This window comes from Hydrogenophaga sp. FG152 (assembly GCF_057809615.1).
Genome location: NZ_JBMDKH010000014.1, coordinates 64,443 through 85,365 on the forward strand (window position 1 = coordinate 64,443; position 20,923 = coordinate 85,365).

A 20,923-nucleotide genomic window follows, 5' to 3' on the forward strand; every position below is an offset into this window, starting at 1 on the left:
CGAAGGGCTTGGACATTCGCGAGGGGTTTGCTACAGTCCGGCCATCTTGTTGTCTGTTGTCGGTTGTCAGACAACTTGGGCGAATTGTGTGAACGCCACAATGGCGTGTCAAGGAAAAAACAATGCACCCCGTGAAAACCCTAGGAGACGAGGCGATGCCCCTGGCAGCGCCGCCCCCGCGCCCGCGCCGGCAGCGCGGTCTGGTGCCCGAAATCGTCGATACGCTGACCGCCGACGTGCGCGAAGGCCGGCTGCAGACGGGCGACAAGCTGGCCACCGAATCCGAGCTGATGGCCCGCTTCGCGGTCAGCCGCACCGTGGTGCGCGAGGCCATCTCGCGCCTGCAGGCCTCGGGCCAGGTGGAGACGCGCCACGGCATAGGCACCTTCGTGATGGCCCCGCCCGAGCAGAGCAACTTCCGCGTCGCCCCCGAGGACTTCGCCACCGTGGCCGACGTCATCTCGCTGCTGGAGCTGCGCATCAGCCTGGAGAGCGAGGCCGCGAGCCTGGCCGCGCAGCGCCGCAATGACAGCCACCTGCAGAACATGGCCGCCGCGCTCGCGGCCTTCGAGGCCTCCATCGACGATGTCTCCGACGCCGTGCCCTCGGACTTCCAGTTCCACATGGAAGTGGCGCGCGCCACCGGCAACCGCCACTTCGCCGACCTCATGACCTACCTGGGCACGATGATCATTCCGCGCACCCGCCTCAACACGGCCAGCAGCGCGCCCGAAGGCCGCCTGGCCTACCTGCGGCGCGTGCACGGCGAGCACCAGAGCATCTACAACGCGATCCGCCTGCGTGAGCCCGAGGCCGCTCGCCAGGCCATGCGCCTGCACCTCTCCAACAGCCGCGAACGCCTGCGCCGCGCCCAACCCGACAGCCCCGCATGACGGACCGCCTCGGCGGCGCGGCCTTCTTCAGCCGGCCGCGCAACGTGGTGCTGCTCGCCACCCTGTGCTGTCTGCTCTGGGGCAGCGCCTACCCGGCCATCAAGAGCGGCTATGCGCTGCTGTCCATCGGCCGAGACGACACGGCCTCGCAACTCGTGTTCGCGGGCTGGCGCTTCCTGCTCGCGGGTGTGCTGCTGCTGGGCATCGCGCGCGCCATCGGGCGGCCGGTGTTCGCGCTGCCGCGCGCCAGCATCGGCCGCATCGCCTTGCTCGGGCTGGCGCAGACCTCGCTGCAATACGTGTTCTTCTACGTCGGCCTGGCCCACACCACCGGCGTCAAGGCCTCCATCCTCAACGCCACCGGCACCTTCTTCAGCGTGCTGCTGGCGCACTTCATCTACCACAACGACCGGCTGGATCACCGCAAGGCACTGGGCTGCCTGGTGGGCTTCGCGGGCGTGATGGCGGTGAACCTGCGCAGCGGCGACCAGGGGCTGGACGCGGGCTTCACGCTGCTGGGCGAGGGCTTCATCGTCATCGCGGCCTTCGTGCTCTCGGCCGCGAGCATCTACGGCAAGCGGCTGTCGCAGCGGATCGACGCCATGGTCATGACCGGCTGCCAGCTGGCCATTGGCGGCCTGGCGCTGCTGCTGGCGGGCCACGCCTTCGGCGGTGCGCTGCACGGCATGTCGCTCGCGCCGGCCGTGCTGCTGCTCTACATGGCCGTGCTCTCGGCGGCGGCCTTCGCGCTGTGGGCCGCGCTGCTGAAATACAACCGCGTCGGCATGGTCTCGGTGTTCAACTTCCTGATTCCGGTGTTCGGTGCGCTGCTCTCCGCGCTGTTCCTGGGCGAGCAGATCCTGGCCTGGCGCAACGCCGTGGCCCTGCTGCTGGTGTGCGGCGGCATCTGGCTCGTCACCACCGACCGGCGCCCGCCGCCCAGCGCGGCCAATCCGGCGGGTTGACCGCGCCGCCAGCGGCGCTACAGTGCCCTTTCGCCAACGCGTTGCCGGTGCACCCGGCGGCGCACCAGCCAAAGGGGTTGTCATGACGTGGTTGATCGTCGGTCTGGTGTTGTTCCTGGGTGTGCACTCGGTGTCCATCGTTTCGCCGCAAGGCCGCCACGCGCTGGCCGGGCGCATGGGCGAAGGCGGCTACAAGGGCGCGTACGCGCTGGTCTCCTTCGTCGGTCTGGCGCTGATCGTCTGGGGCTACAGCCTCGCGCGCCAGGCCCCGGTGCTGCTTTACACACCGCCCACCGGCCTGCGCCACCTGGCGCTGCTGCTCATGCTGCCGGTGTTCGTGCTGCTGTTCGCGGCCTACCTGCCCGGGCGCATTCAGCGTGTGGCGAAACACCCCATGCTGCTGGCCGTGAAGTGCTGGGCGCTGGCCCACCTGCTGGCCAATGGCACGCTGGCCGATGTGCTGCTGTTTGGCGGCTTTCTGGCCTGGGCCGTGGCCGACCGCATCTCGGTCAAGCGCCGCGCAGCCGCCGGCCTGCTGCGCAGCCCGCCCGCGTTGCCCGGCAGCACGGCCAACGACGCGATCGCGCTGGTCGGCGGGTTGGCGGTCTACCTGCTCTTCGTGTACTGGGCCCACGCCTGGCTGTTCGGCGTGCGCCCCATGGGCGGCTGAGGGGAACCCTGAGCGGTTCGCGCGCACCAACCGCCTTGCCGCCTCTTTTTCCGCCATCCCTTCCACACCACCATGACCCGTCCCTTCACCGCCCCCTTGCTGCCTCTGTTGGTCCTCCTGGGCACGCTGTTTGCCCCTGCCGCGCATGCGCAAGTCCCCGCTGTCACCACCGAAGTCGTCGCTCGCGGCCTGCACAACCCCTGGGCGGTGGCCTTCATTGGCGAGGGCCGCATGCTGGTGACCGAGCGGCCCGGCCGCATGCGCGTGATCGGCACCGACGGCCGCGTGGGTGAGCCCCTGAAGGGCGTGCCCGACGTGGACGCGGTGGGGCAGGGCGGCCTGCTCGATCTGGTGACGGACCGCGACTTCGCGCGCAACCGCACGGTGCACTTCTGTTACGCCGAGCCCGGCGCGATGGGCATGCGCAACTCCACCGCGCTGGCCTCGGCGCGCCTCTCGGCCGATGCCCGGTCGCTGGAAAACGTCAGGGTCATCTTCAGCCAGCAACCCAAGGTGAGCAGCCGGCTGCACTTCGGTTGCCGCATCGCGCAGGCCGAGGACGGCAGCCTGTTCCTGGCCCTTGGTGACCGGTTCCAGCGCATGGCCGATGCGCAGACGCTGGACAACCACCATGGCAAGGTGGTGCGCGTGCGCCCCGATGGCCGCGCGCACCCCGACAATCCCTTCATTGGCCGCGCCGGCGCCCTGCCCGAGATCTGGAGCCTGGGCCATCGCAACGTGCAGGGTGCGGCGATCGGCCCCGATGGCCGCCTCTGGACCATCGAACACGGCCCGCAGGGCGGTGACGAGCTCAACCGCACCGACGCCGGCAAGAACTACGGCTGGCCCGTCATCACCTACGGCGAGAACTACGGCGGCGGCCAGATCGGCGACGGCCTCACCAGCAAGGATGGCCTGGAGCAGCCGCTGCTGTACTGGAAACCTTCCATCGCGCCCTCGGGCATGGCCTTCGTGAAAGGCGGCCCCTATGGCAAGGACTGGCAGGGCAACCTGCTGGTGGGCTCGCTCAAGTTCCAGTACCTCGTGCGCCTCGTGATGGACGGCGACCGCGTGGTGCGCGAAGAAAAACTGCTGCCCCAACTGGCCCAGCGCGTGCGCGACGTGCGCCAGGGCCCGGACGGCTTCATCTACCTCCTCACCGACGACCGCGACGGCCAGCTGTTGCGGCTCAAGCCCGGAAGCTGACACCATGAACTCCACGCCCCGACCGGTTGACCCACAGCGCTCTTTTTCGGACGCATTGCCCAACCGCGCGGGGCTCGCGCGCCACTACACGGCGGTGCGCGAACGCAGCCGCGCGCTGGCCGCGCCGCTCTCGCCCGAGGACTGCCAGGCCCAGTCCATGCCCGATGCCAGCCCGACCAAATGGCACCTCGCGCACGTCACCTGGTTCTTCGAGACCTTCGTGCTCGAACGCTTCGAGCACGGCTTCAAGCCGTTCGACCCCGCGTTCCGCGTGCTCTTCAACAGCTACTACCAGGGCGTTGGCGAGCCCTTCTCGCGACCGCAACGCGGCCTGCTCACGCGGCCCGACCTCGCCACCGTGTGGCAGTGGCGCGAGCAGGTGGACGCGCGCATCGCCCATCTGATCGGACACACCGACAGCGCGGATGCGCTGCGCCTGATCGAACTCGGCCTGCACCACGAGCAGCAGCACCAGGAACTGCTGCTCACCGACGTGAAGCACCTGCTGTCCATCAACCCCTTGCGCCCGGTCTACCAGCGCCACTGGCCGTTGGTGTCCGTGACCACGGTGGCGCCGCGCTGGGTTGAGCAACCCGGTGGCCTGGTCGAGATCGGCCACGCGGGCGAAGGCTTCGCATTCGACAACGAGCTGCCGCGCCATCGCCAGTGGCTGGAGCCTTACGCCCTCATGAACCGGCTGGTCACGCACGGCGAGTGGTGGGCCTTCGTGCAGGACGGTGGCTACACCGAGCCGCGCTGGTGGCTCGCCGCCGGCTGGGACTGGGTGCGCGCGCAAGGCCTGCGCGCACCGCTGTACTGGACGCTGCCGCCGGAGGCCTCGGCCACCTTGCCCACCGTGTTCACCCTGCACGGTGAAGCGCCGCTGGACCCGCACACCCCGGTCACGCACATCAGCCACTTCGAAGCCGACGCCTTCGCGCGCTGGGCTGCCGCCACGCACGCCGACTGGCGCGGCGCGCGCCTGCCCACCGAGGCCGAGTGGGAAGCGGCCGCGGCCGAGTTGCCCGTGCAGGGTAACCTGCAGGAAGGCCACGCGCTGCACCCGCTGCCCGCGCGCGCCGCAGGCGATGGCCTGCTGCAGATGTACGGTGATGTCTGGGAATGGACCAGCAGCGGCTACCACGCCTACCCCGGCTACCAGCCCGCCGAAGGCGCGGTCGGCGAGTACAACGGCAAATTCATGATCAACCAGTACGTGCTGCGCGGCGGCTCGTGCGCCACGCCGGCGTCGCAGCTGCGCGCCAGCTACCGCAACTTTTTCCCCACCGACGCGCGCTGGCAGTTCAGCGGCCTGCGGCTGGCGCGAAGCGCTTAGGAGACCCTCATGCGATACATCGACCAGGCCCCGCATTTCGTCCAGCTGCACCACCCACGCCCCGGCGCTGCGCACCCGGAACTGATCGCCGGCCTCATGGACACGCCGGCGCGCATCGCACCGAAGTTCTTCTATGACGCGCTGGGTTCGAGGCTGTTCGACGCCATCACCGAATTGCCCGAGTACTACCCCACGCGCACCGAGGCGGCCGTGTTCGCGCAACACGGGGCGGACATGGCGCGCCACGTGCCTGAAGGTGCGGTCATGGTGGACCTGGGCGCGGGCAGTTGCGCCAAGGCCGCGCGCCTCTTTCCTGTGCTGCAGCCCTCGGCCTATGTGCCGGTGGACATCTCGGTGGACTACCTGCGCGATACGCTGGCCGCCCTGCAGCAGCGCCATGCCGACCTGCCCATGCTCGGCCTGGGCATGGACTTCTCCACGCGCTTCGCGCTGGGCGCCGACACCACCAACTGGCTCAGCGAGCGCGCCTTGGCGCAGCAACCGCGCGTGGTCTTCTACCCTGGTTCCAGCATCGGCAACTTCCTGCCCGACGAGGCCCTGGCCCTGCTGTGCCAGGCGCACGCGGTGTGCGAAGCCGGCGGCACCGGCGGCGGGCTGCTGATCGGCGTGGACCGCGTCAAACCGCGCGCCGTGCTCGAGCCCGCCTACGACGACGCGCTGGGCGTGACGGCGGCCTTCAACCGCAACCTGCTGCGGCACGTGAACCGCCTGCTCGGCGCCGACTTCGCACCCGCCGCGTGGCAACACGTGGGGCTGTACAACGCCGACGAATCGCGCATCGAGATGCACCTGCAGGCCATCGGTGAGCAGACCGTGCGCTGGCCCGGCGGTGAGCGCCGCTTCGCCGACGGTGAGCGCCTGCACACCGAGAACTCGTACAAGTGGGCGCCCGAAGACTTCGAGACCCTGCTGCGCGAAGCCGGCTTCGGCGCGCCCCGGCACTGGACGGACGCCAATGGGTGGTTCAGTGTGTTCTGGGCGCCGGCCTGACCATCTGTTTGCGGCCTCTTCCCAGAACGGTCAGCGCCAGAAAAACCGCCCCCGATGCCAGCAGCCCCGCCATCAGCGAGGCGAGGTCGCCATCGCCGAAAGGCACACCCGCCCAATGGGCCAGGTAGACGCCCAGCGATGCCACGAACCCGGCCCCCATCACCCAGGAGGCTGCTGAGGGGGTGAGGCGCCAGCCCGCCAGCAGGGCCGCGAAGGCCACCGCGATGCTGCCGATGTAGATCACATTCACCGACACCATCGTGGCGACGATGCCTTGCCCTCGGGCGGTCAGTGCGGTGGCGATGCCCAGGGCCACGATGCCCATCCAGGCGGGGTCGGCGGCCTGGGTGCCGCCGGCCGCAGAGCGCAGCGCATCGGCCATGGCGCGGGTGATGGCGGCACCCGAACCGAGCGCGGCCGCCGAGAGGCCGACCAGCACCAGCGCGCTGACCGCCGCACCGAAATGGCCGACTTCCCGGGCGAGGATGAACGGGATGATCTGCTTGACGTCGTGAAGGCTCGCCAGACTGCCGGTTGCCTTGAAGCCGAGCACCACGGAAGGGGGCAGGAAGCTGACGGCGACCAGACACGCGCTGGCGATCAGGCAGCCCATCACCGCGCCCGAGGCGCGCCTCGCCGCCAGCAGGAACTGGTGGTAGTCGGCGCCGGTGCAGACCAGGGCCGCCACCGCGATCGACAGGGACAGCATGGCGCCGATGCCCAGGGACGGTGCGTCGGCCGTGAAGCGTTGGGGGCTCTCGAGGTAGATGGCTCCGCCGCCGCCGTGGATCAAGGCCAGGACCAGCACCACGCCGCTGGCGATCAGGAAGAAGGAGAAGAGGGTGGACGCGGCGCCGAGCCGCAGCCGGGATGCCAGCAGGATGCTGGTCAGCACGAGCGCGTAGGCGCCCAGGGTGGGCAGCCCCAGCAGCCGGACCGTGGCCACGCCGCCGTGGATCTGCGCGGCCAGCACGCCGGCCATCCAGATCACCGACAGGAGCGCGACGGCCTTTCCGGTGCGCTCCCCGAAGGCCGCCCCGAAGACGTCCCAGATGGCCATGCCCGATCGCCACACCCGTGCCGCGAAGAGCGCCAGCAGCAGCATGCCCAGGGCCGTCGCCAGGCCGTAGATGCTCCCCGCCATGCCGTGGGTCATCGCCATTTCGCCGGAACCGAACAGGAATCCGATGCCGTAGCTCGCGGAGACGAGCAGCGCGGCGACCTGCAGGGCGTTCAAGGTGCGGCTCATGGGCGGTCCTCCTTTGGGTGCGCGGATTCTCGCCTCCGGCGGGGTTTTGTGAAGTCATTTTTCTTACTTCATAAGTCGAATTAGAGCGGCATCAACCGGCGGAATCTTTTTCCCGGAGGCGGGCACGCACAATGGCGGCCGAGCCACGCCTCCCCCGACCCAGCCTGCCGAGAGACCCATGACCCCCTCCACCGCCTCACCCCACCGCACCGAACCCCGCCTCACCAGCCTCTCGCACGGCGGCGGCTGCGGCTGCAAGATCGCGCCCGGCGTGCTCAGCGACATCCTCAAGGGCACCAGCGCCATGCCCATTCCCAAGGAACTGCTGGTCGGCATCGAGACCGCCGACGACGCGGCGGTCTACCGGCTCAACGACGAGCAGGCGCTGATCGCCACCACCGATTTCTTCATGCCCATCGTCGACGACCCTTTCGACTTCGGGCGCATCGCCGCCACCAACGCCATCAGCGACGTCTACGCCATGGGCGGCACGCCGATCATGGCGCTGGCGCTGGTGGGCATGCCGATCAACGTGCTCTCCACCGAGACCATCGGCCGCATCCTGGCGGGTGGCCAGAGCGTGTGCCAGGCCGCCGGCATCCCGATCGCGGGTGGCCACACCATCGATTCCGTCGAGCCCATCTACGGCCTGGTCGCGCTCGGCCTGGTGCACCCGAAACGCGTCAAGCGCAACGCCGACGCCCGGGTGGGCGACCGCCTGGTGCTGGGCAAGCCGCTGGGCGTGGGCGTGCTGTCGGCCGCGCTCAAGAAGGACGCGCTGCCAGCCGTGGGCTACGCGCAGATGATCGAGCACACGACGAAGCTCAACACCGCCGGCCCCGATCTCGCCGCACTGGAGGGCGTGCACGCGCTCACCGATGTGACGGGCTTCGGCCTGGCCGGCCATGCGCTGGAGATGGCGCGCGGCTCGGCCACCACGGTGCGGCTGGACATGGCCCGCGTGCCGCTGATCGAAGGCGTGCGCGGCCTGGCCTCGGCCGGCATGGTCACCGGCGCCTCGGGGCGCAACTGGGCGGCCTACGGCCATGAGGTGCGGCTGGGCGCCGGATTGCAGCCGGTGGATCAGGCGCTGCTGAGCGATCCGCAGACCAGCGGCGGCCTGCTCGTGGCCTGCGCGCCCGAGGCCGTGGCCGAGGTGCTGGCGGTGTTCCACCGCCACGGCTTCGGTGCGGCGGCCGAGATCGGCGAGGTCGTGGCGGCGAGCGCCGACAGCGCTCGCCTGCGGGTGGATTGAATGAACAAGGGACCTCGCACCATGCAACGACAGCACGTCAGCTCCGGCTTGCCCTTTGAGGAACAGATCGGCTACTCGCGCGCCGTGGTCGCGGGCGACTGGGTCTTCGTCTCGGGCACCACCGGTTTCGACTACACCACCATGAGCATCTCGGACGACGTGGTGCAGCAGGCCGAACAATGTTTCCTGAACATTCAGGCCGCGCTGCAGCAGGCCGGTGCGAGCCTGGACGACGTGGTGCGCGTCAACTACGTGCTGCCCGACGCCTCGCTGTTCGAGGCCTGCTGGCCGGTGCTGCGCAAGCACCTGGGCCGAGCGCGCCCCGCGGCGATGATGGTGTCGGCCGGCCTGTTGGACCCGCGCATGAAGATCGAGGTCGAGGTCACTGCGCTCAAGGCGCGATGAACATGGCTGCGCCCGCTACCCCTGTTCTGGTGTTCGATGTCTTCGGCACCGTGGTCGACTGGCACGGCAGCATCGTGCGAGAGGTGCAGGCGCTCCACCCGCAGGTGGATGCCGATGCCTTCGCCACCGCCTGGCGCGCGGGCTACCAGCCCGCCATGCAGCGCGTGCGCTCGGGCGAGCTGGGCTGGACGCTGATCGACGACCTGCACCGCATGGTGCTGGAGGCGTTGCTGCCCCGCTTCGGCCTGACCCACCTGAGCGAGGCCGAGCGCGATCACCTCAACCGCGTGTGGCACCGGCTCGATCCCTGGCCCGACGCAGTGGCCGGCCTGTTGCGCCTGAAAGCGCGGCACACGATCTGCACGCTGTCCAACGGCAACCTGGGCCTGCTCACGAACATGGCCAAGCGCGCCGGCCTGCCCTGGGACTGCGTGCTATCGGCCGAGGTGTTCCGCGCCTACAAGCCCGACCCGCGCGCCTACCTGGGCGCCGTGGAGGTGTTCCGCCTGCGGCCCGAGCAGGTGATGCTGGTGGCCGCGCACCACGACGACCTGGCGGCGGCGCGCGCCTGCGGCCTGGCCACAGCCTATGTGGAGCGCCCGCTGGAGTTCGGTGCCGCCCGGCCCAAGGACGTGTCGCCCGTGGCGACCAACACCTGGCATGCCCGCGATTTCGGGCACCTGGCCGATCAGCTGGGCTGCTAGGGTCTTTCTTACTCGACGCGCACGCTGGCGCTGATCGCGTCGGTGAGCGCTTTGCCGGGTGCGAGGTTGTCAAGCAGCTCCAGCTTGAGGCCGTAGCTGCCCGCTGGCGGCGAGAGCCAGACCTCGGTCTGCCCTTCGACAAAATCCATCACGACCGGGGCGCCCGAGGCGGGCGAGACGGTCAGGCGGAAGTGGCCGGTTTCGGGCAGGCGCTGCGCCTGATGGGCCACGTTGAGCGCCGAGGCGTGAAACTGCACGCGGAACGGTCGCTTGACCACCGGGCCTTCCAGCTGAAGGGCCAATCCCTTGACCGACAGCGTCTTGGGGTCGGTCGGGTTCTTCTTCGTCACCGTGATGGTGGCGGGCTTGCTGTAGACGAAGTGGGGCAGGTGGTTCTGGTCGGCCAGCAGCATGCGCAGGGTGTAAGTGCCGGGCTCCAGGGTGAGCACGGTTTCCATCTGGCCTTTGCCGAAGTGGATGTACTGGTCGTTGAAGGGCAGCGCCTGCTTGAAGTTCAGCGGCAGGTCGCGGTTGACCAGCAGATGGTGGTGCCCGCTTTTGGCCCGGCCTGGCTGCGCAATGGGTGCCAGGCCCCAGCCGCCGGAGAGCCCGAACTTGAGCAGGTAGGGCGTCTCGATGCGGTCCCCATCTTTGAGGTTGGTGAAATAGGCCTCGGCCGTCAGGCGGGGCGGTGCGGCTTGCCAGGGGTGGGTCGTGCCAGGCGGGGTCTGCGCGAGGGCGGGCAGCACCGCGGCCGAGGCGAGGATGAGGGAGGCAAGTCGGGTGGAGGCGCGCATGGCGGGCGGATCGGTGGTGGGCGGGGACGCCGTTGCGAAGTCTATCCAATCCGGCCCATACCCCAGGGGGTGTGAGCATGGCCAGGCGCCGGGCCTGGCCGGGCCGTCGTCAACGTGTCACGCGGTGCTGTTCCAGAAAACCGCGGTCGATGCGGTCTTTCCAGCCCCAGACCCAGCCACCGGCCAGGGTCAGCGGCCCCCAGCTCGCGATGGCGTGGCCCGTGCCGCAGGCGAGCAGGGCCATGCGCGGGCGCGAGGGGGGCAGGGCGCGCAGCGTGGTGCCTTCGTGCGCGGCCAGCAGGTTGTGGGCCAATGCCGCACCGGCGTGCATGTCGCCAGGCGCTCCATCCACGCGGGCGGCCACGCTGCCGGTGGCGAACACCTGCGGATGGCTGGTGCTTTGCAGGGTCGGGCCGGTCGACACCTGCCCGCGCTCGTTGAGCGCCAGGCCGCTGGCGGGCAACCAGGTGGGGGTGCGCACGCCCATGGCCAGCAGCGGCACGTCGCAGGCCAGGCGGGCGCCATTGCCCAGGTGCACCTGGCCTTCGCTCATGCCCACGCAAGCCTCGCGCAGCACCGTGATGCCGCGGCGCCTGAGCTGGCGCAGCACGCGCTGCCGCACGCCGGGTGGCAGATCGGTGCCGACCTCGTCGCCCCCGGTGATGAGCGTGAAGCGGGCCCCCGGCAAGCCGTGTTCGCGGATGCCTTGTTCGGCCGCGAACACGAGTTCGATGCCATCGGCTTCTGCGCCCACGATGGCCACCGAGACGGCCTGTTGCTGCGCCAGTGCCATCACCTGGGGCCACAGCGCCACGAAGGCCTCCATGGGGCTCAGGTGCAGGGCGTGGTGGTTGGCGCCCGGCATCTCGGCGTCGAGCCAGGCGCGGTCGGGCACGGTGCCAGTGTCGATGGAGAGCAGGTCGTAGCCCAGCGTGGCCGGCACGCCTTGCGCGCCGCCCGTGGCCGCAACCTGCACCTGGCGCGACGCCACATCGAGCCCGGTGCAGCGGCCCTGCAGCCAGCGTGCGCTGGCCGCGCGCACCAGCGGTTCGAGCGCGACGCGCCCTTCGTCCGCCGTGTGCTGGCCGGTCATGAAGCCGGGCAGGCAACCTTGGCCGGTGTGGTGCACGAACGGCGTGAGCAGGGTCACGTCCAGGTTGCCCGGGTGGTGCCGCGCCAGGCGCGCCAACACCTGCAGATGGGCCTGGCCGGCACCGAGCAGCAGGAGTTTCTTGATGCCGTGGTGCATGGCTGCCTCAGACCACCAGCATGGCCGCGAACCAGGCGCAGCCGGCGAGTTTCACCGGCGCGGGGCGTCCGGGCGTGCGCCAGAGCGAGGCGAGCAGGAAACCGTTGTACGGCAGGGGAGCGAAGTGCACCGCCAGGGCCCATGCGATCGGCGGGCCTTGCGAGACCAGCATCAGCGCCGCGAAGCCCGTGCACAGGTTGATGACGCTGCCCAAGGCCAGCATGTCGCGCCAGAACAGCGTGCGCCAGGCGACCTGGCCCTGCCAACGCCGGCCCCAGAACCCGGTCGTGGTGGGTGCTGAGCCGGTCATGGGCAGCAGGGTGTTCAATGGGCGCTCAGGATGCCGGCGCCGAGCAGGCCGAAGACCAGCAGGCCCAGCGCGATGCGGTAGTACACGAAGGCCATGTAGCCGCGTGTCGATACCAGCTTGAGGAAGACCACGATCACGCCATAGCCCACGCCGAAGGCGATCAGCGTGGCCAGGGCGGTGGGGCCGGGCGCGACCGGGCTGCCATGCTGCCAGCTGCGCAGCAGCTGGTAGAAGCCCGAGCCCATCACGGCGGGAATCGCCAGCAGGAACGAGTAGCGCGCGGCCGCTTCGCGCGTGTAGCCCATGAGCAGGCCGGCGGTGATGGTGCCGCCCGAGCGCGAGACACCGGGGATCAGCGCCATCGCCTGGGCCAGCCCGAACAGCAGGCCGTGGCCCCAGGTGAGCTGGCTCAGCGGGCGCTCGCGCCGGCCGTAGTGGTCGGCCGCGCCCAGGATGATGCCGAACACGATCAGCATGGTGGCCGTGATGTAGAGGTTGCGCAGCGAGCCCTCGATCGCGTCCTTGAACAGCAGGCCCAGCACCACGATGGGCACCGAGCCGATGATGATCAGCCAGCCCATGCGGGCGTCGGGGTCCTGGCGCTTGGCCGGTTGCGTGAGCGAAGCCCACCAGGCCAGGAAGATGCGCACGATGTCGTGCCGGAAGTACAGCAGCACGGCGGCTTCGGTGCCGATCTGGGTGATGGCGGTGAAGGCCGCGCCCGGGTCGCCGCCCGAGGGCAGCAGCGGGCCGATGATGCGCAGGTGCGCGCTCGACGAGATGGGCAGGAATTCGGTCAGGCCCTGGATCAGGCCCAGGAAGGCGGCTTCGAGCCAGGCGGTGGTGGGGCTCATGGGTAGGACAGGCAATGCGGCATGGTGCGCGAAGTATAGGGATGCGCTGTCCGAGGGCCTCAGGCCAGCAGGGCCTGCGCGAATTCGCGCGCGTCGAAGGTTTCGAGGTCTTCGAGCTTCTCGCCGACCCCGATGAAGTACACCGGCACCGGCTTCTCGCGCGCGATCGCGCAGAGCACGCCGCCCTTGGCGGTGCCGTCGAGCTTGGTGATGACCAGGCCGGTGAGCTGCAGCGCGTCGTCGAAGGCCTTCACCTGCATCAGCGCGTTCTGGCCGGTGTTGCCGTCGATCACCAGCAGCACCTCGTGCGGCGCGCCGGCGTCGGCCTTCTGCACCACGCGCTTGATCTTGCGCAGCTCTTCCATCAGGTGCAACTGCGTGGGCAGGCGCCCGGCGGTGTCCACCAGCACCACGTCGCGCCCACGCGCCTTGCCGGCGGTCACGGCGTCGAAGCTCACGGCGGCCGGGTCGCCGCCTTGCTGGGTGATGATTTCCACCGTGTTGCGGTCGGCCCAGACAGCCAGCTGCTCGCGCGCGGCGGCTCGGAAGGTGTCGGCCGCCGCGAGCAGCACCGACGCGCCGCTGTCGGCCAGGTGGCGCGTGAGCTTGCCGATGGAGGTGGTCTTGCCCGCGCCGTTGACGCCCGCGACCATGATCACGGTGGGTTTGTGCTCGCCGATCACCAGCGGCTTCTGCAGGGGGGCGAGCAGGTCGGCGATGGCATCGGCCAGCAGGCCCTTCACGGCGGCCGGGTCGGTGGTCTTGCTCTCCTTGACCCGGCGCTTTAGGTCGGCCAGCAGGTGGGTGGTGGCTTTCACGCCGGTGTCGGCCATCAGCAGGGCCGACTCCAGCTCTTCGTAGAGCGCTTCGTCGATCTGGGTCCCGGTGAACACGGTGGCGATGCCCGAGCCGGTCTTGCGCAGGCCGGCCTTGAGCTTGTCCAGCCAGCCCTGGCGCGGCGCGGCCGCGGGCGCAGCCGGAGTGGAGGCCGCAGCGACTGGCGTGGGCGCCGCAGGCGAGGGCGTGGGGGCCTCGGGCAGGGCTGGCGTGGGCGGGGTGGGGGCTTTTTTGCGAAAGAACGAGAACATTTTTCCAACTCTAGAATCCATGGCATTCTATGAAACGCCTTATGCCGCTGACCAAGCAGCGCTGTTCTGCACTCCTGATGGTCCTGGCGATGGCGGGCGGCACCGCGCTGGCCCAGTCGCCCGCCACCCCGGTTTCCCCCCCACCGAGCACCGCCCAGGCCCCCCTGGCGCAGCAGTTCACGCTGGCCAATGGCCTGACGCTGATCGTTCGGCCCGACCGCCGCGCGCCCACCGTGGTCCAGATGCTGTGGGTGCGGGTGGGTGCCATGGACGAGGTCGATGGCACCAGCGGCGTGGCGCACGCGCTGGAGCACATGATGTTCAAGGGCACGCCCGACATCAAGGCGGGCGAATTCTCGCGCCGCGTGGCCGCCTTCGGCGGCATGGACAACGCCTTCACCACGCGCGACGCCACCGCCTACCACCTGCAGATTCCCGCGCGCCGCCTCGAAACCGCCATGCAGCTGGAGGCCGATCGTTTCGCGCGCAACCAGTGGGACGACGACGAGTTCAAGCGCGAGATCGAAGTGATCAAGGAAGAGCGGCGCCAGCGCACCGAAGAGTCGCCGCGCGCCCGCATGTTCGAGGCGCTCAACGCCATGGTCTACCAGGCCCATCCGTACCGCCGGCCCGTGATCGGCTGGATGAGCGACATCGAGGCGATGACGCCCGACGACGCGCGCGCGTTCTACCGCCGCTGGTACGTGCCGGCGAACGCCGCCCTGGTGATCGCGGGCGACGTGGACGTGGCACAGGTGCGCGCGCTGGCCGAGAAACACTTCGGCGCCTTGCCCGCCGCGGCCGTGCCCGCGCGCAAGCCGCGCGAGGAGCCCGCCCAGGCGGGGCCGCGCCGGCTCGAGTACCGCGCCGTGGCCGACCAGGCCCTGGTGGCCTTGGCGTACAAGGTGCCGCAGTGGCGCGGCGCCGAGGTGGACAACGAGACCGACCGCGATGCCCTCGCCCTGACCGTGCTCTCGGCCGTGCTCGACGGTTACGACGGTGCGCGCCTGGACCGTGCTCTGGTGCAGGGCGTGGGCACGGGCGGCAAGCGGCTGGCCGACAGCGCGGGCTCGTCCTACGGCCTCATGGGCCGGGGCCCGCAGCTTTTCATGCTCACGGCGGTGCCTTCGGCCGGCGTGACGACCGAGATGGCCTCGGCCGCGCTCAAGGCCGAGGTGGCGCGCATCGCCCGCGAAGGCATCCAGGAAGCAGAACTGCAGCGGGTGAAGACGCAATGGACCGCTGGCGAGATCTACAAGCTCGACTCCTTGGCCAACCAGGCGCGCGAGCTGGGTGGCTACTGGATCAACGGCATGGGCCTGGACGCCGGTGACCGCCTGATGGCCCGCCTGCGCGCGGTCACGGCGGCCCAGGTGCAGTCGGTGGCGCAGCGCTATTTCTCCGACGAGCAGCTCAGCACCGGCGTGCTGGTGCCCGATCCCTCGCGCCGCGAAGCGGCTCCTGCGGCCCAGACCGGTCCTCGGCCCGCGCTGACGCGCCACTGAAGCGAGCCGCGACACACCATGACCCTGTTCACCCTGCTGCGCCGAAGCTTGCCGGCCCTGCTCTTGCTGAGCACCCTGGGCACCGCCCAGGCCACCATCCCCATCGAACAGTGGACGCACGCCAGCGGCGCGCGCGTGCACCTCATTGCCAGTCCCTCGATCCCCATGCTGGACGTGCAGATCGATTTCGATGGCGGCCGGCGCCGTGATCCCGCGGCCCAGGCCGGCCTGGCAAGCGCGACCGCCGGACTGCTCTCGGGCGGTGTGGCCGCGCAGCCCGGACTGCCCGCGCTCGACGAGAACCAGCTCAGCGAGGCCTGGGCCGACCTGGGCGCCCAATTCGGTGCCGGCATCACCCTGGACCGCTTCAGCGTTTCACTGCGCACCCTGACCGAACCCGATCTGCTCGACCGCGCGGTGGCATTGGCCGCGCGCCAGCTGGCCGCACCCGCCTGGCCCGAGCGCGTGTGGCAGCGCGACCGCGAGCGCCTGCTGGCCGCGCTCAAGGAGGCCGAGAACCGACCGGGCACGCAGGCCAGCCGTGCGTTCGGCCGTGCCGTGTATGGCGACCATCCCTATGGGTTCCGGGCCGATGCCAGCACCCTCAACGCGATCCGGGTGGCCGACATGCGCGCGTTCTACCACCGCCATGTGGTGAGCTGCCGCGCCCAGGTGTCGATGGTGGGGGCGGTAGACCGCGCCACCGCCGACCGCATTGTGGGCCGGCTGATGGCGGCCGTGCAGCCGCATGGGTGTTCGGCCTTGTCCGATCTGCCGCCCGTGCAGCCGCTGGCGAAGGCGGTGGATCAGCGCCTGCCCTTTGCCGCCGCGCAGGCGCAGGTGCTCATCGGCCAGCCCGGTGTGGCCCGCGCCGACCCCGACTTCTTTGCGCTCTACGTGGGCAACTACGTGCTGGGCGGTGGTGGCTTCGTCTCGCGGTTGATGACCGAGGTGCGGGAGAAGCGCGGGCTGACCTACGGTGTGTCCAGCTACTTCCTGACGGCGCGCCAGGCCGGCGCCTTCCAGATCGCCCTGACCACCCGGCCCGACCAGGCGGCGCAGGCGGTGGACGTGGTGCGGGAAGTGGTGCGCGACTTCGTCGCCAGGGGCCCGACCGAGGCCGAGCTGCAGGCCGCCAAGGACTACCTCATCAACGGCGAAGCCCTGCGGCTCGACAGCAACCGCAAGCTGCTGGACAACGTGGCCAACATCGCCTGGAACGACCTGCCGCTGGACTACCTCGACACTTGGACGAAGGAGATCGAGCGCCTGAGCGTGGCCGACATCCAGCGGGCCTTCGCGCGCGTGCTGCAGCCCGACCGCATGGTCACCGTGGTGGTGGGTGCGCAACCCTGAGGTCGCGTAAGCTCGCTGCCATGAAAAAGCCTGCCCCCAGCGCCGCGCGCGCCGCCGCGAGCGCCCCCCACGAGGTGCGCATCATCGGTGGCCAGTGGAAACGCACCAAGCTGCCTGTGGCCGACCGCCCGGGCCTGCGGCCCACCCCCTCGCGCGTGCGCGAAACCCTGTTCAACTGGCTCGGGCAGGACCTGAGCGGCTGGCGCTGCATCGATGCCTTCGCCGGCACCGGGGCATTGGGCCTGGAGGCTGCCTCGCGCGGCGCGGTGGAGGTGGTGCTGGTGGAGCAGGACAGCGCCTTGCTCGCCAACCTGGGCCGCATCACCACCCAGCTCAAGGCCACGGGCGTGCGCGTGGAGCGGGGCGATGGTGTGGCGGCGCTGCGCCAGCGGGCCGGGCAAGGGCTGGATGTGGTGTTCCTCGACCCGCCTTTTGGTGATGGCCAGAACGAGGCCTTGTACGCCGCCGCGCTGGCCGCCGCGCGCCAGGCGGTGCAAGGGGACGGCCTGGTCTACCTGGAGGCCCCGCGGGCCTGGAGCGAGGACGAACTGGCCCAGATCGGCCTGCAGGTGCATCGGCAAGGCAAGGCCGGGGCGGTGGCCTTTCACCTGTTGCGGCCATTGCTGGCCCAGTGAGGCGCGGCGCGGGGCCCCTCGCGCATAATCTTCGGCATGAGCTCAGCCCTTGCTTCAACCGGCGGCGGTGGCCGCGTGGCGGTCTACAGCGGTACCTTCGACCCCATCACCCTGGGCCATGAGGACGTGGCGCGCCGCGCCGCGCTGCTGTTCGACGAAGTGGTCATCGCGGTGGCCATCGCGCACCACAAGAAAACCCGCTTCACGCTGCAGGAGCGGCTGGACATGGCCGCCGAGGTCGCGTCCCGCATGCCAGGGCGGGTGCGGGTGCTGCCCTTCGAAGGCCTGATCATGGATTTCTGCCGGCAGCACGGCGCGACCGCCGTGGTGCGTGGCATCCGCAACCTCACCGACTTCGACTACGAAGCCCAGATGGCGGCGATGAACCGCAAGCTGAATGCCGCGGTGGAGACGGTGTTCCTGCTGCCGCAGGCCGAGTTGCAGTGCATTTCCAGCACGCTGGTGCGCGAGATCTCACAGCTCGGTGGTGATGTGTCGCAGATGGTGAGCGGCGCCGTGGCCGCGCGGCTCGTCCCCAAGCCCCTGCAGGCTTAGAACATGAGCCCCCACGCTTCACGCTTCGCTGTTTCGCTGCCCCCCGCGGGGGTGCGGCTTTGCCTGGGGCGGCCCTGCGCCGCAGCCTGACCATGGCCTTGCTGATCACCGACGAATGCATCAACTGCGATGTGTGCGAGCCCGAGTGCCCGAACCAGGCCATCTCCATGGGCGAGGACTTCTACGAAATCGACCCGGCGCGCTGCACCGAGTGCGTGGGGCATTTCGACGAGCCGCAGTGTGTGCAGGTCTGCCCGGTGAACTGCATTCCAATCAACCCGGACCACGTCGAGTCGCGCGAGACGCTGTGGGAGAAATACCAGCGCCTGCAGAAAGCCGGTCAGCCCTTGTCGGCCGCCGGTGACACGGCAGCCCCGCCACCCGCCTCGGCCTGAGGCGCTGGCGCGGTGGCCGGCCGCGGTGGCTTGGGCCGCGGCGGCTTGCTGGTGTGGATCAAGGCCGTGGCCTTGTCCATTTCGCCCGCGATCAACTGCGGCAAGGCCTTGAGCGAGCGATCCAGCGCCTGCGCGATCGCGATGCGGTCGTCGGGCGAGGGCTTCTTCAGCACCCAGTTCGCCACTTCGTTCTTGTTGCCCGGGTGGCCGATGCCCACGCGCAGGCGCCAGTAGTCGGCACTGCCGAGCTGCGCGTGGATGTCGCGCAGGCCGTTGTGGCCCGCGTGTCCGCCGCCCTTCTTGAGCTTGGCCTCACCGGGTGCCAGGTCCAATTCGTCGTGCACCACCAGCACCTCTTCGGGGGCGATCTTGAAGAAGCGAGCGACGGAGGCCACCGACTTGCCGGAGAGGTTCATGAAGGTCTGCGGCTCCACCAGCCAGACACTCTGGCCACCCACGTTGGCCCGCGCCACCAGGCCGAAGTGCCCGCGCTCCATCTGCAGGGACACTTTGAGCAGGCGCGCGGCCTCGTCCACCCACCAGAAGCCGGCGTTGTGGCGCGTGTGTTCGTATTCCGGCCCCGGGTTGCCCAGGCCGGCGATGAGTTTGATCATGGGATCGGATTATCGAGGCGGAAAATAAAAAGGCCCGCTCATGCGGGCCTTTTTGACTGCAGGGGCTGGAATTACTTCTTGCCCTTGCCCTTGGCGGCGGCCTTCTTGTCGTCGGCGGCAGCGGCCACCGGTGCGGCGACCACTTCTTCCACCGGTTCCACCACGGTGGCCACGGTGATGTTCTTGCGGCCGTGCGTCACGAGCTTGATGCCCTTGGCCAGCTTGATGTCGCCGGTGTGCACGGTGGCGCCCTTGGTGACTTCACCCAGGTCCACTTCGATGAACTCGGGCAGCTGGGTGGCCAGGCACTCGATTTCGATGTCGTTCAGGACATGGCTGATCACGCACTTGTCGGTCTTGACCGCAGGCGAGTTCTCGGCGTTCACGAAGTGCAGCGGCACCTTCTTGCGCAGGCGGGTCTTGTCGTCCACGCGCTGGAAGTCCACGTGCAGCACTTGCGGCTTGTACGGGTGGTATTGCACGTCGCGCAGCAGAACCTTCTGCACCTTGCCAGCGAGTTCCATGTCGAGGATGGACGAGTGGAACGCTTCCTTCTTCAGGGCGTGCCACAGGGCGTTGTGATCGAGTTCGATCGTGGCGGCCGGCGTGTCACCGCCGAAAACGATACCGGGCGCGCGACCGGTGTTGCGCAGACGGCGGCTCGCACCCGTACCCTGCTTGGCGCGCTCAAAAGCGACGAATTGCATGACTGACTCCTGTGGAGGGGTTCCGCGACCAGAACGCCTCTGTTTCAAAAGAGCCGCCCCCACCATGGAGACGACCCGCTTTTTGCTGCCTTCAGCCTCTTAGAAGAGGTTGTCCTGATCGGCAAACAAACTCATGACCGACTCACCCGAGGCGATGCGCGCGATGGTCTCGGCCATCAGCGGTGCCACGGAGAGCTGGCGAATCTTGGAACAGGCCTGCGCGGCCTGCGAGAGAGGAATGGTGTTCGTCACCACCACCTCGTCCAGGGCACTGCCCTTGGCGATGCGTTCGATGGCCGGACCCGAGAAGATCGGGTGCGTGCAGTACGCATACACGTTCTTGGCGCCGCGCTCCTTGAGCACCTCGGCGGCTTTGACCAGCGTGCCGGCGGTGTCGATCATGTCGTCCATGATCACGCAGTTGCGGCCTTCGATGTCGCCGATCACGTGCATCACTTCCGACACGTTGGCCTTGGGGCGGCGCTTGTCGATGATGGCCATGTCGCAGTTGAGCTGCTTGGCCAGCGCACGGGCGCGCACCACGCCACCCACGTCGGGCGAGACGATGAGCACGTCGGGGTAGTTCTTCTGGCGCAGGTCGCCCAGCAGCACTGGCGAGGCGTAGATGTTGTCGACCGGAATGTCGAAGAAGCCCTGGATCTGGTCGGCGTGCAGGTCCATGGTCAGCACGCGGCTCACGCCCACGGTCTGCAGCAGGTTGGCCACGACCTTGGCCGAGATTGGCACGCGGGCCGAGCGCGGGCGGCGGTCCTGGCGGGCGTAGCCGAAATAGGGGATGACGGCGGAGATGCGCTCGGCCGAGGCGCGCTTGAGCGCGTCGACCATGATGAGCAGCTCCATCAGGTTCTCGTTGGTCGGCGAGCAGGTGGACTGGATCACGAACACGTGGCGCGCGCGCACGTTCTGCGTGATCTCGACCGTGACTTCACCGTCGGAGAAGCGACCCACATTGGCCGCGCCGAGTTGCGTGCCCAGGTGTTGGGCGATTTCGGAGGCCAGCACCGGGTTGGCGTTGCCGGTGAAGATCATGAAATCCGGGGGCTGAACTTGCATGGTGTTCCCAGCTGTCTGAACGACGGACCCAGAAGATCGCCGTCAAAAAAGGCCACCCGGGGGTGGCCGTTCCGGTGCTTGATGTGTTGA

At 69.4% G+C, this 20,923-nt stretch carries 23 protein-coding genes; 14 read left to right on the forward strand and 9 right to left on the reverse strand.

Annotation, left to right across the window (positions count from 1 at the left end; genetic code table 11):
* Window positions 1-122: 122 nt before the first annotated feature.
* The 6 genes from ACODTB_RS17030 to egtD all read left to right on the forward strand — a co-directional run bounded on the left by ACODTB_RS17030 (window position 123) and on the right by egtD (window position 6,081).
* On the forward strand, window positions 123-893 hold the full coding sequence (locus tag ACODTB_RS17030; RefSeq protein WP_488929522.1) for a FadR/GntR family transcriptional regulator: 771 nt from the start codon (window positions 123-125) through the stop codon (window positions 891-893).
* Window positions 890-1,858: a DMT family transporter gene (locus ACODTB_RS17035; protein WP_291119627.1), complete on the forward strand. Its 969-nt coding sequence runs from the start codon at window positions 890-892 to the stop codon at window positions 1,856-1,858. The genes ACODTB_RS17030 and ACODTB_RS17035 overlap by 4 nt, the downstream gene beginning before the upstream one ends.
* An 82-nt stretch (window positions 1,859-1,940) precedes the next feature.
* Complete coding sequence (locus tag ACODTB_RS17040; RefSeq protein WP_291119626.1) at window positions 1,941-2,528, forward strand: NnrU family protein; 588 nt, start codon at window positions 1,941-1,943, stop codon at window positions 2,526-2,528.
* A 72-nt stretch (window positions 2,529-2,600) separates the two neighbouring features.
* Window positions 2,601-3,734, forward strand: a complete 1,134-nt coding sequence (locus ACODTB_RS17045; RefSeq protein ID WP_488929523.1) for a PQQ-dependent sugar dehydrogenase — start codon at window positions 2,601-2,603, stop codon at window positions 3,732-3,734.
* A 4-nt stretch (window positions 3,735-3,738) separates the two neighbouring features.
* Window positions 3,739-5,070 (forward strand): ergothioneine biosynthesis protein EgtB, encoded by a 1,332-nt coding sequence (gene egtB, locus ACODTB_RS17050; protein WP_291119620.1) that lies wholly within the window; start codon window positions 3,739-3,741, stop codon window positions 5,068-5,070.
* A 9-nt stretch (window positions 5,071-5,079) separates the two neighbouring features.
* Complete coding sequence (gene egtD / locus ACODTB_RS17055; RefSeq protein WP_291119616.1) at window positions 5,080-6,081, forward strand: L-histidine N(alpha)-methyltransferase; 1,002 nt, start codon at window positions 5,080-5,082, stop codon at window positions 6,079-6,081.
* On the opposite strand, the gene ACODTB_RS17060 is transcribed toward egtD, so the two are convergent.
* A complete protein-coding gene (locus ACODTB_RS17060) occupies window positions 6,056-7,330 on the reverse strand; it encodes a hypothetical protein (RefSeq protein WP_291119613.1) in 1,275 nt (424 codons plus the stop codon). The two genes, egtD and ACODTB_RS17060, sit on opposite strands and share 26 nt — an antisense overlap.
* 178 nt (window positions 7,331-7,508) lie before the next feature.
* On the opposite strand from ACODTB_RS17060, the gene selD reads away from it, so the two are divergent.
* From selD to ACODTB_RS17075, 3 genes are read left to right on the forward strand one after another with little or no spacing between them, the layout of a single operon-like run.
* Window positions 7,509-8,585 carry a selenide, water dikinase SelD gene (selD, locus tag ACODTB_RS17065; protein ID WP_488929524.1) on the forward strand — a complete coding sequence of 359 codons (1,077 nt, stop codon included), beginning with the start codon at window positions 7,509-7,511 and terminating at the stop codon, window positions 8,583-8,585.
* Window positions 8,586-8,606: 21 nt separating this feature from the next.
* Window positions 8,607-8,990: a RidA family protein gene (locus ACODTB_RS17070; RefSeq protein WP_488929525.1), complete on the forward strand. Its 384-nt coding sequence runs from the start codon at window positions 8,607-8,609 to the stop codon at window positions 8,988-8,990.
* Window positions 8,987-9,694 (forward strand): haloacid dehalogenase type II, encoded by a 708-nt coding sequence (locus ACODTB_RS17075; RefSeq protein WP_488929526.1) that lies wholly within the window; start codon window positions 8,987-8,989, stop codon window positions 9,692-9,694. The genes ACODTB_RS17070 and ACODTB_RS17075 overlap by 4 nt, the downstream gene beginning before the upstream one ends.
* 8 nt (window positions 9,695-9,702) lie before the next feature.
* Here ACODTB_RS17075 and ACODTB_RS17080 read toward each other — a convergent pair whose 3' ends face one another.
* The 5 genes from ACODTB_RS17080 to ftsY form a co-directional block, all read right to left on the reverse strand.
* Window positions 9,703-10,491 (reverse strand): DUF4399 domain-containing protein, encoded by a 789-nt coding sequence (locus ACODTB_RS17080; protein ID WP_291114016.1) that lies wholly within the window; start codon window positions 10,489-10,491, stop codon window positions 9,703-9,705.
* 109 nt (window positions 10,492-10,600) lie between these two features.
* Complete coding sequence (locus ACODTB_RS17085) at window positions 10,601-11,740, reverse strand: FAD-dependent oxidoreductase (RefSeq protein ID WP_291114013.1); 1,140 nt, start codon at window positions 11,738-11,740, stop codon at window positions 10,601-10,603.
* A 7-nt stretch (window positions 11,741-11,747) separates the two neighbouring features.
* Window positions 11,748-12,068 (reverse strand): hypothetical protein, encoded by a 321-nt coding sequence (locus ACODTB_RS17090; protein ID WP_291114010.1) that lies wholly within the window; start codon window positions 12,066-12,068, stop codon window positions 11,748-11,750.
* Window positions 12,065-12,904: an undecaprenyl-diphosphate phosphatase gene (locus tag ACODTB_RS17095; protein WP_291114006.1), complete on the reverse strand. Its 840-nt coding sequence runs from the start codon at window positions 12,902-12,904 to the stop codon at window positions 12,065-12,067. Before ACODTB_RS17095 ends, ACODTB_RS17090 begins: the two co-directional genes overlap by 4 nt.
* 59 nt (window positions 12,905-12,963) lie before the next feature.
* Window positions 12,964-13,992, reverse strand: a complete 1,029-nt coding sequence (ftsY, locus tag ACODTB_RS17100; protein ID WP_291114004.1) for a signal recognition particle-docking protein FtsY — start codon at window positions 13,990-13,992, stop codon at window positions 12,964-12,966.
* Window positions 13,993-14,033: 41 nt separating this feature from the next.
* Here ftsY and ACODTB_RS17105 point away from each other — a divergent pair, with 41 nt between their 5' ends.
* The 5 genes from ACODTB_RS17105 to ACODTB_RS17125 all read left to right on the forward strand — a co-directional run bounded on the left by ACODTB_RS17105 (window position 14,034) and on the right by ACODTB_RS17125 (window position 18,438).
* Window positions 14,034-15,497, forward strand: coding sequence for a M16 family metallopeptidase (locus tag ACODTB_RS17105; RefSeq protein ID WP_291114001.1), 1,464 nt, complete (start codon window positions 14,034-14,036; stop codon window positions 15,495-15,497).
* A gap of 18 nt (window positions 15,498-15,515) precedes the next feature.
* Entirely contained in the window at window positions 15,516-16,853 is a 1,338-nt protein-coding gene (locus ACODTB_RS17110; RefSeq protein ID WP_291113998.1) for a M16 family metallopeptidase, read from the forward strand.
* A 20-nt stretch (window positions 16,854-16,873) separates the two neighbouring features.
* A complete protein-coding gene (gene rsmD / locus ACODTB_RS17115; protein WP_291113995.1) occupies window positions 16,874-17,488 on the forward strand; it encodes a 16S rRNA (guanine(966)-N(2))-methyltransferase RsmD in 615 nt (204 codons plus the stop codon).
* Between the two features lie 36 nt (window positions 17,489-17,524).
* Window positions 17,525-18,043 carry a pantetheine-phosphate adenylyltransferase gene (coaD, locus tag ACODTB_RS17120; RefSeq protein ID WP_291113992.1) on the forward strand — a complete coding sequence of 173 codons (519 nt, stop codon included), beginning with the start codon at window positions 17,525-17,527 and terminating at the stop codon, window positions 18,041-18,043.
* Between the two features lie 92 nt (window positions 18,044-18,135).
* Window positions 18,136-18,438: a YfhL family 4Fe-4S dicluster ferredoxin gene (locus ACODTB_RS17125; protein WP_291113989.1), complete on the forward strand. Its 303-nt coding sequence runs from the start codon at window positions 18,136-18,138 to the stop codon at window positions 18,436-18,438.
* On the opposite strand, the gene pth is transcribed toward ACODTB_RS17125, so the two are convergent.
* The 3 genes from pth to ACODTB_RS17140 form a co-directional block, all read right to left on the reverse strand.
* Window positions 18,384-19,052, reverse strand: coding sequence for an aminoacyl-tRNA hydrolase (gene pth, locus ACODTB_RS17130; protein WP_291113986.1), 669 nt, complete (start codon window positions 19,050-19,052; stop codon window positions 18,384-18,386). The two genes, ACODTB_RS17125 and pth, sit on opposite strands and share 55 nt — an antisense overlap.
* A 71-nt stretch (window positions 19,053-19,123) precedes the next feature.
* On the reverse strand, window positions 19,124-19,759 hold the full coding sequence (locus ACODTB_RS17135; protein WP_291113984.1) for a 50S ribosomal protein L25/general stress protein Ctc: 636 nt from the start codon (window positions 19,757-19,759) through the stop codon (window positions 19,124-19,126).
* Between the two features lie 99 nt (window positions 19,760-19,858).
* On the reverse strand, window positions 19,859-20,833 hold the full coding sequence (locus tag ACODTB_RS17140) for a ribose-phosphate pyrophosphokinase (RefSeq protein ID WP_291113981.1): 975 nt from the start codon (window positions 20,831-20,833) through the stop codon (window positions 19,859-19,861).
* Between the last annotated feature and the right edge of the window lie 90 nt (window positions 20,834-20,923).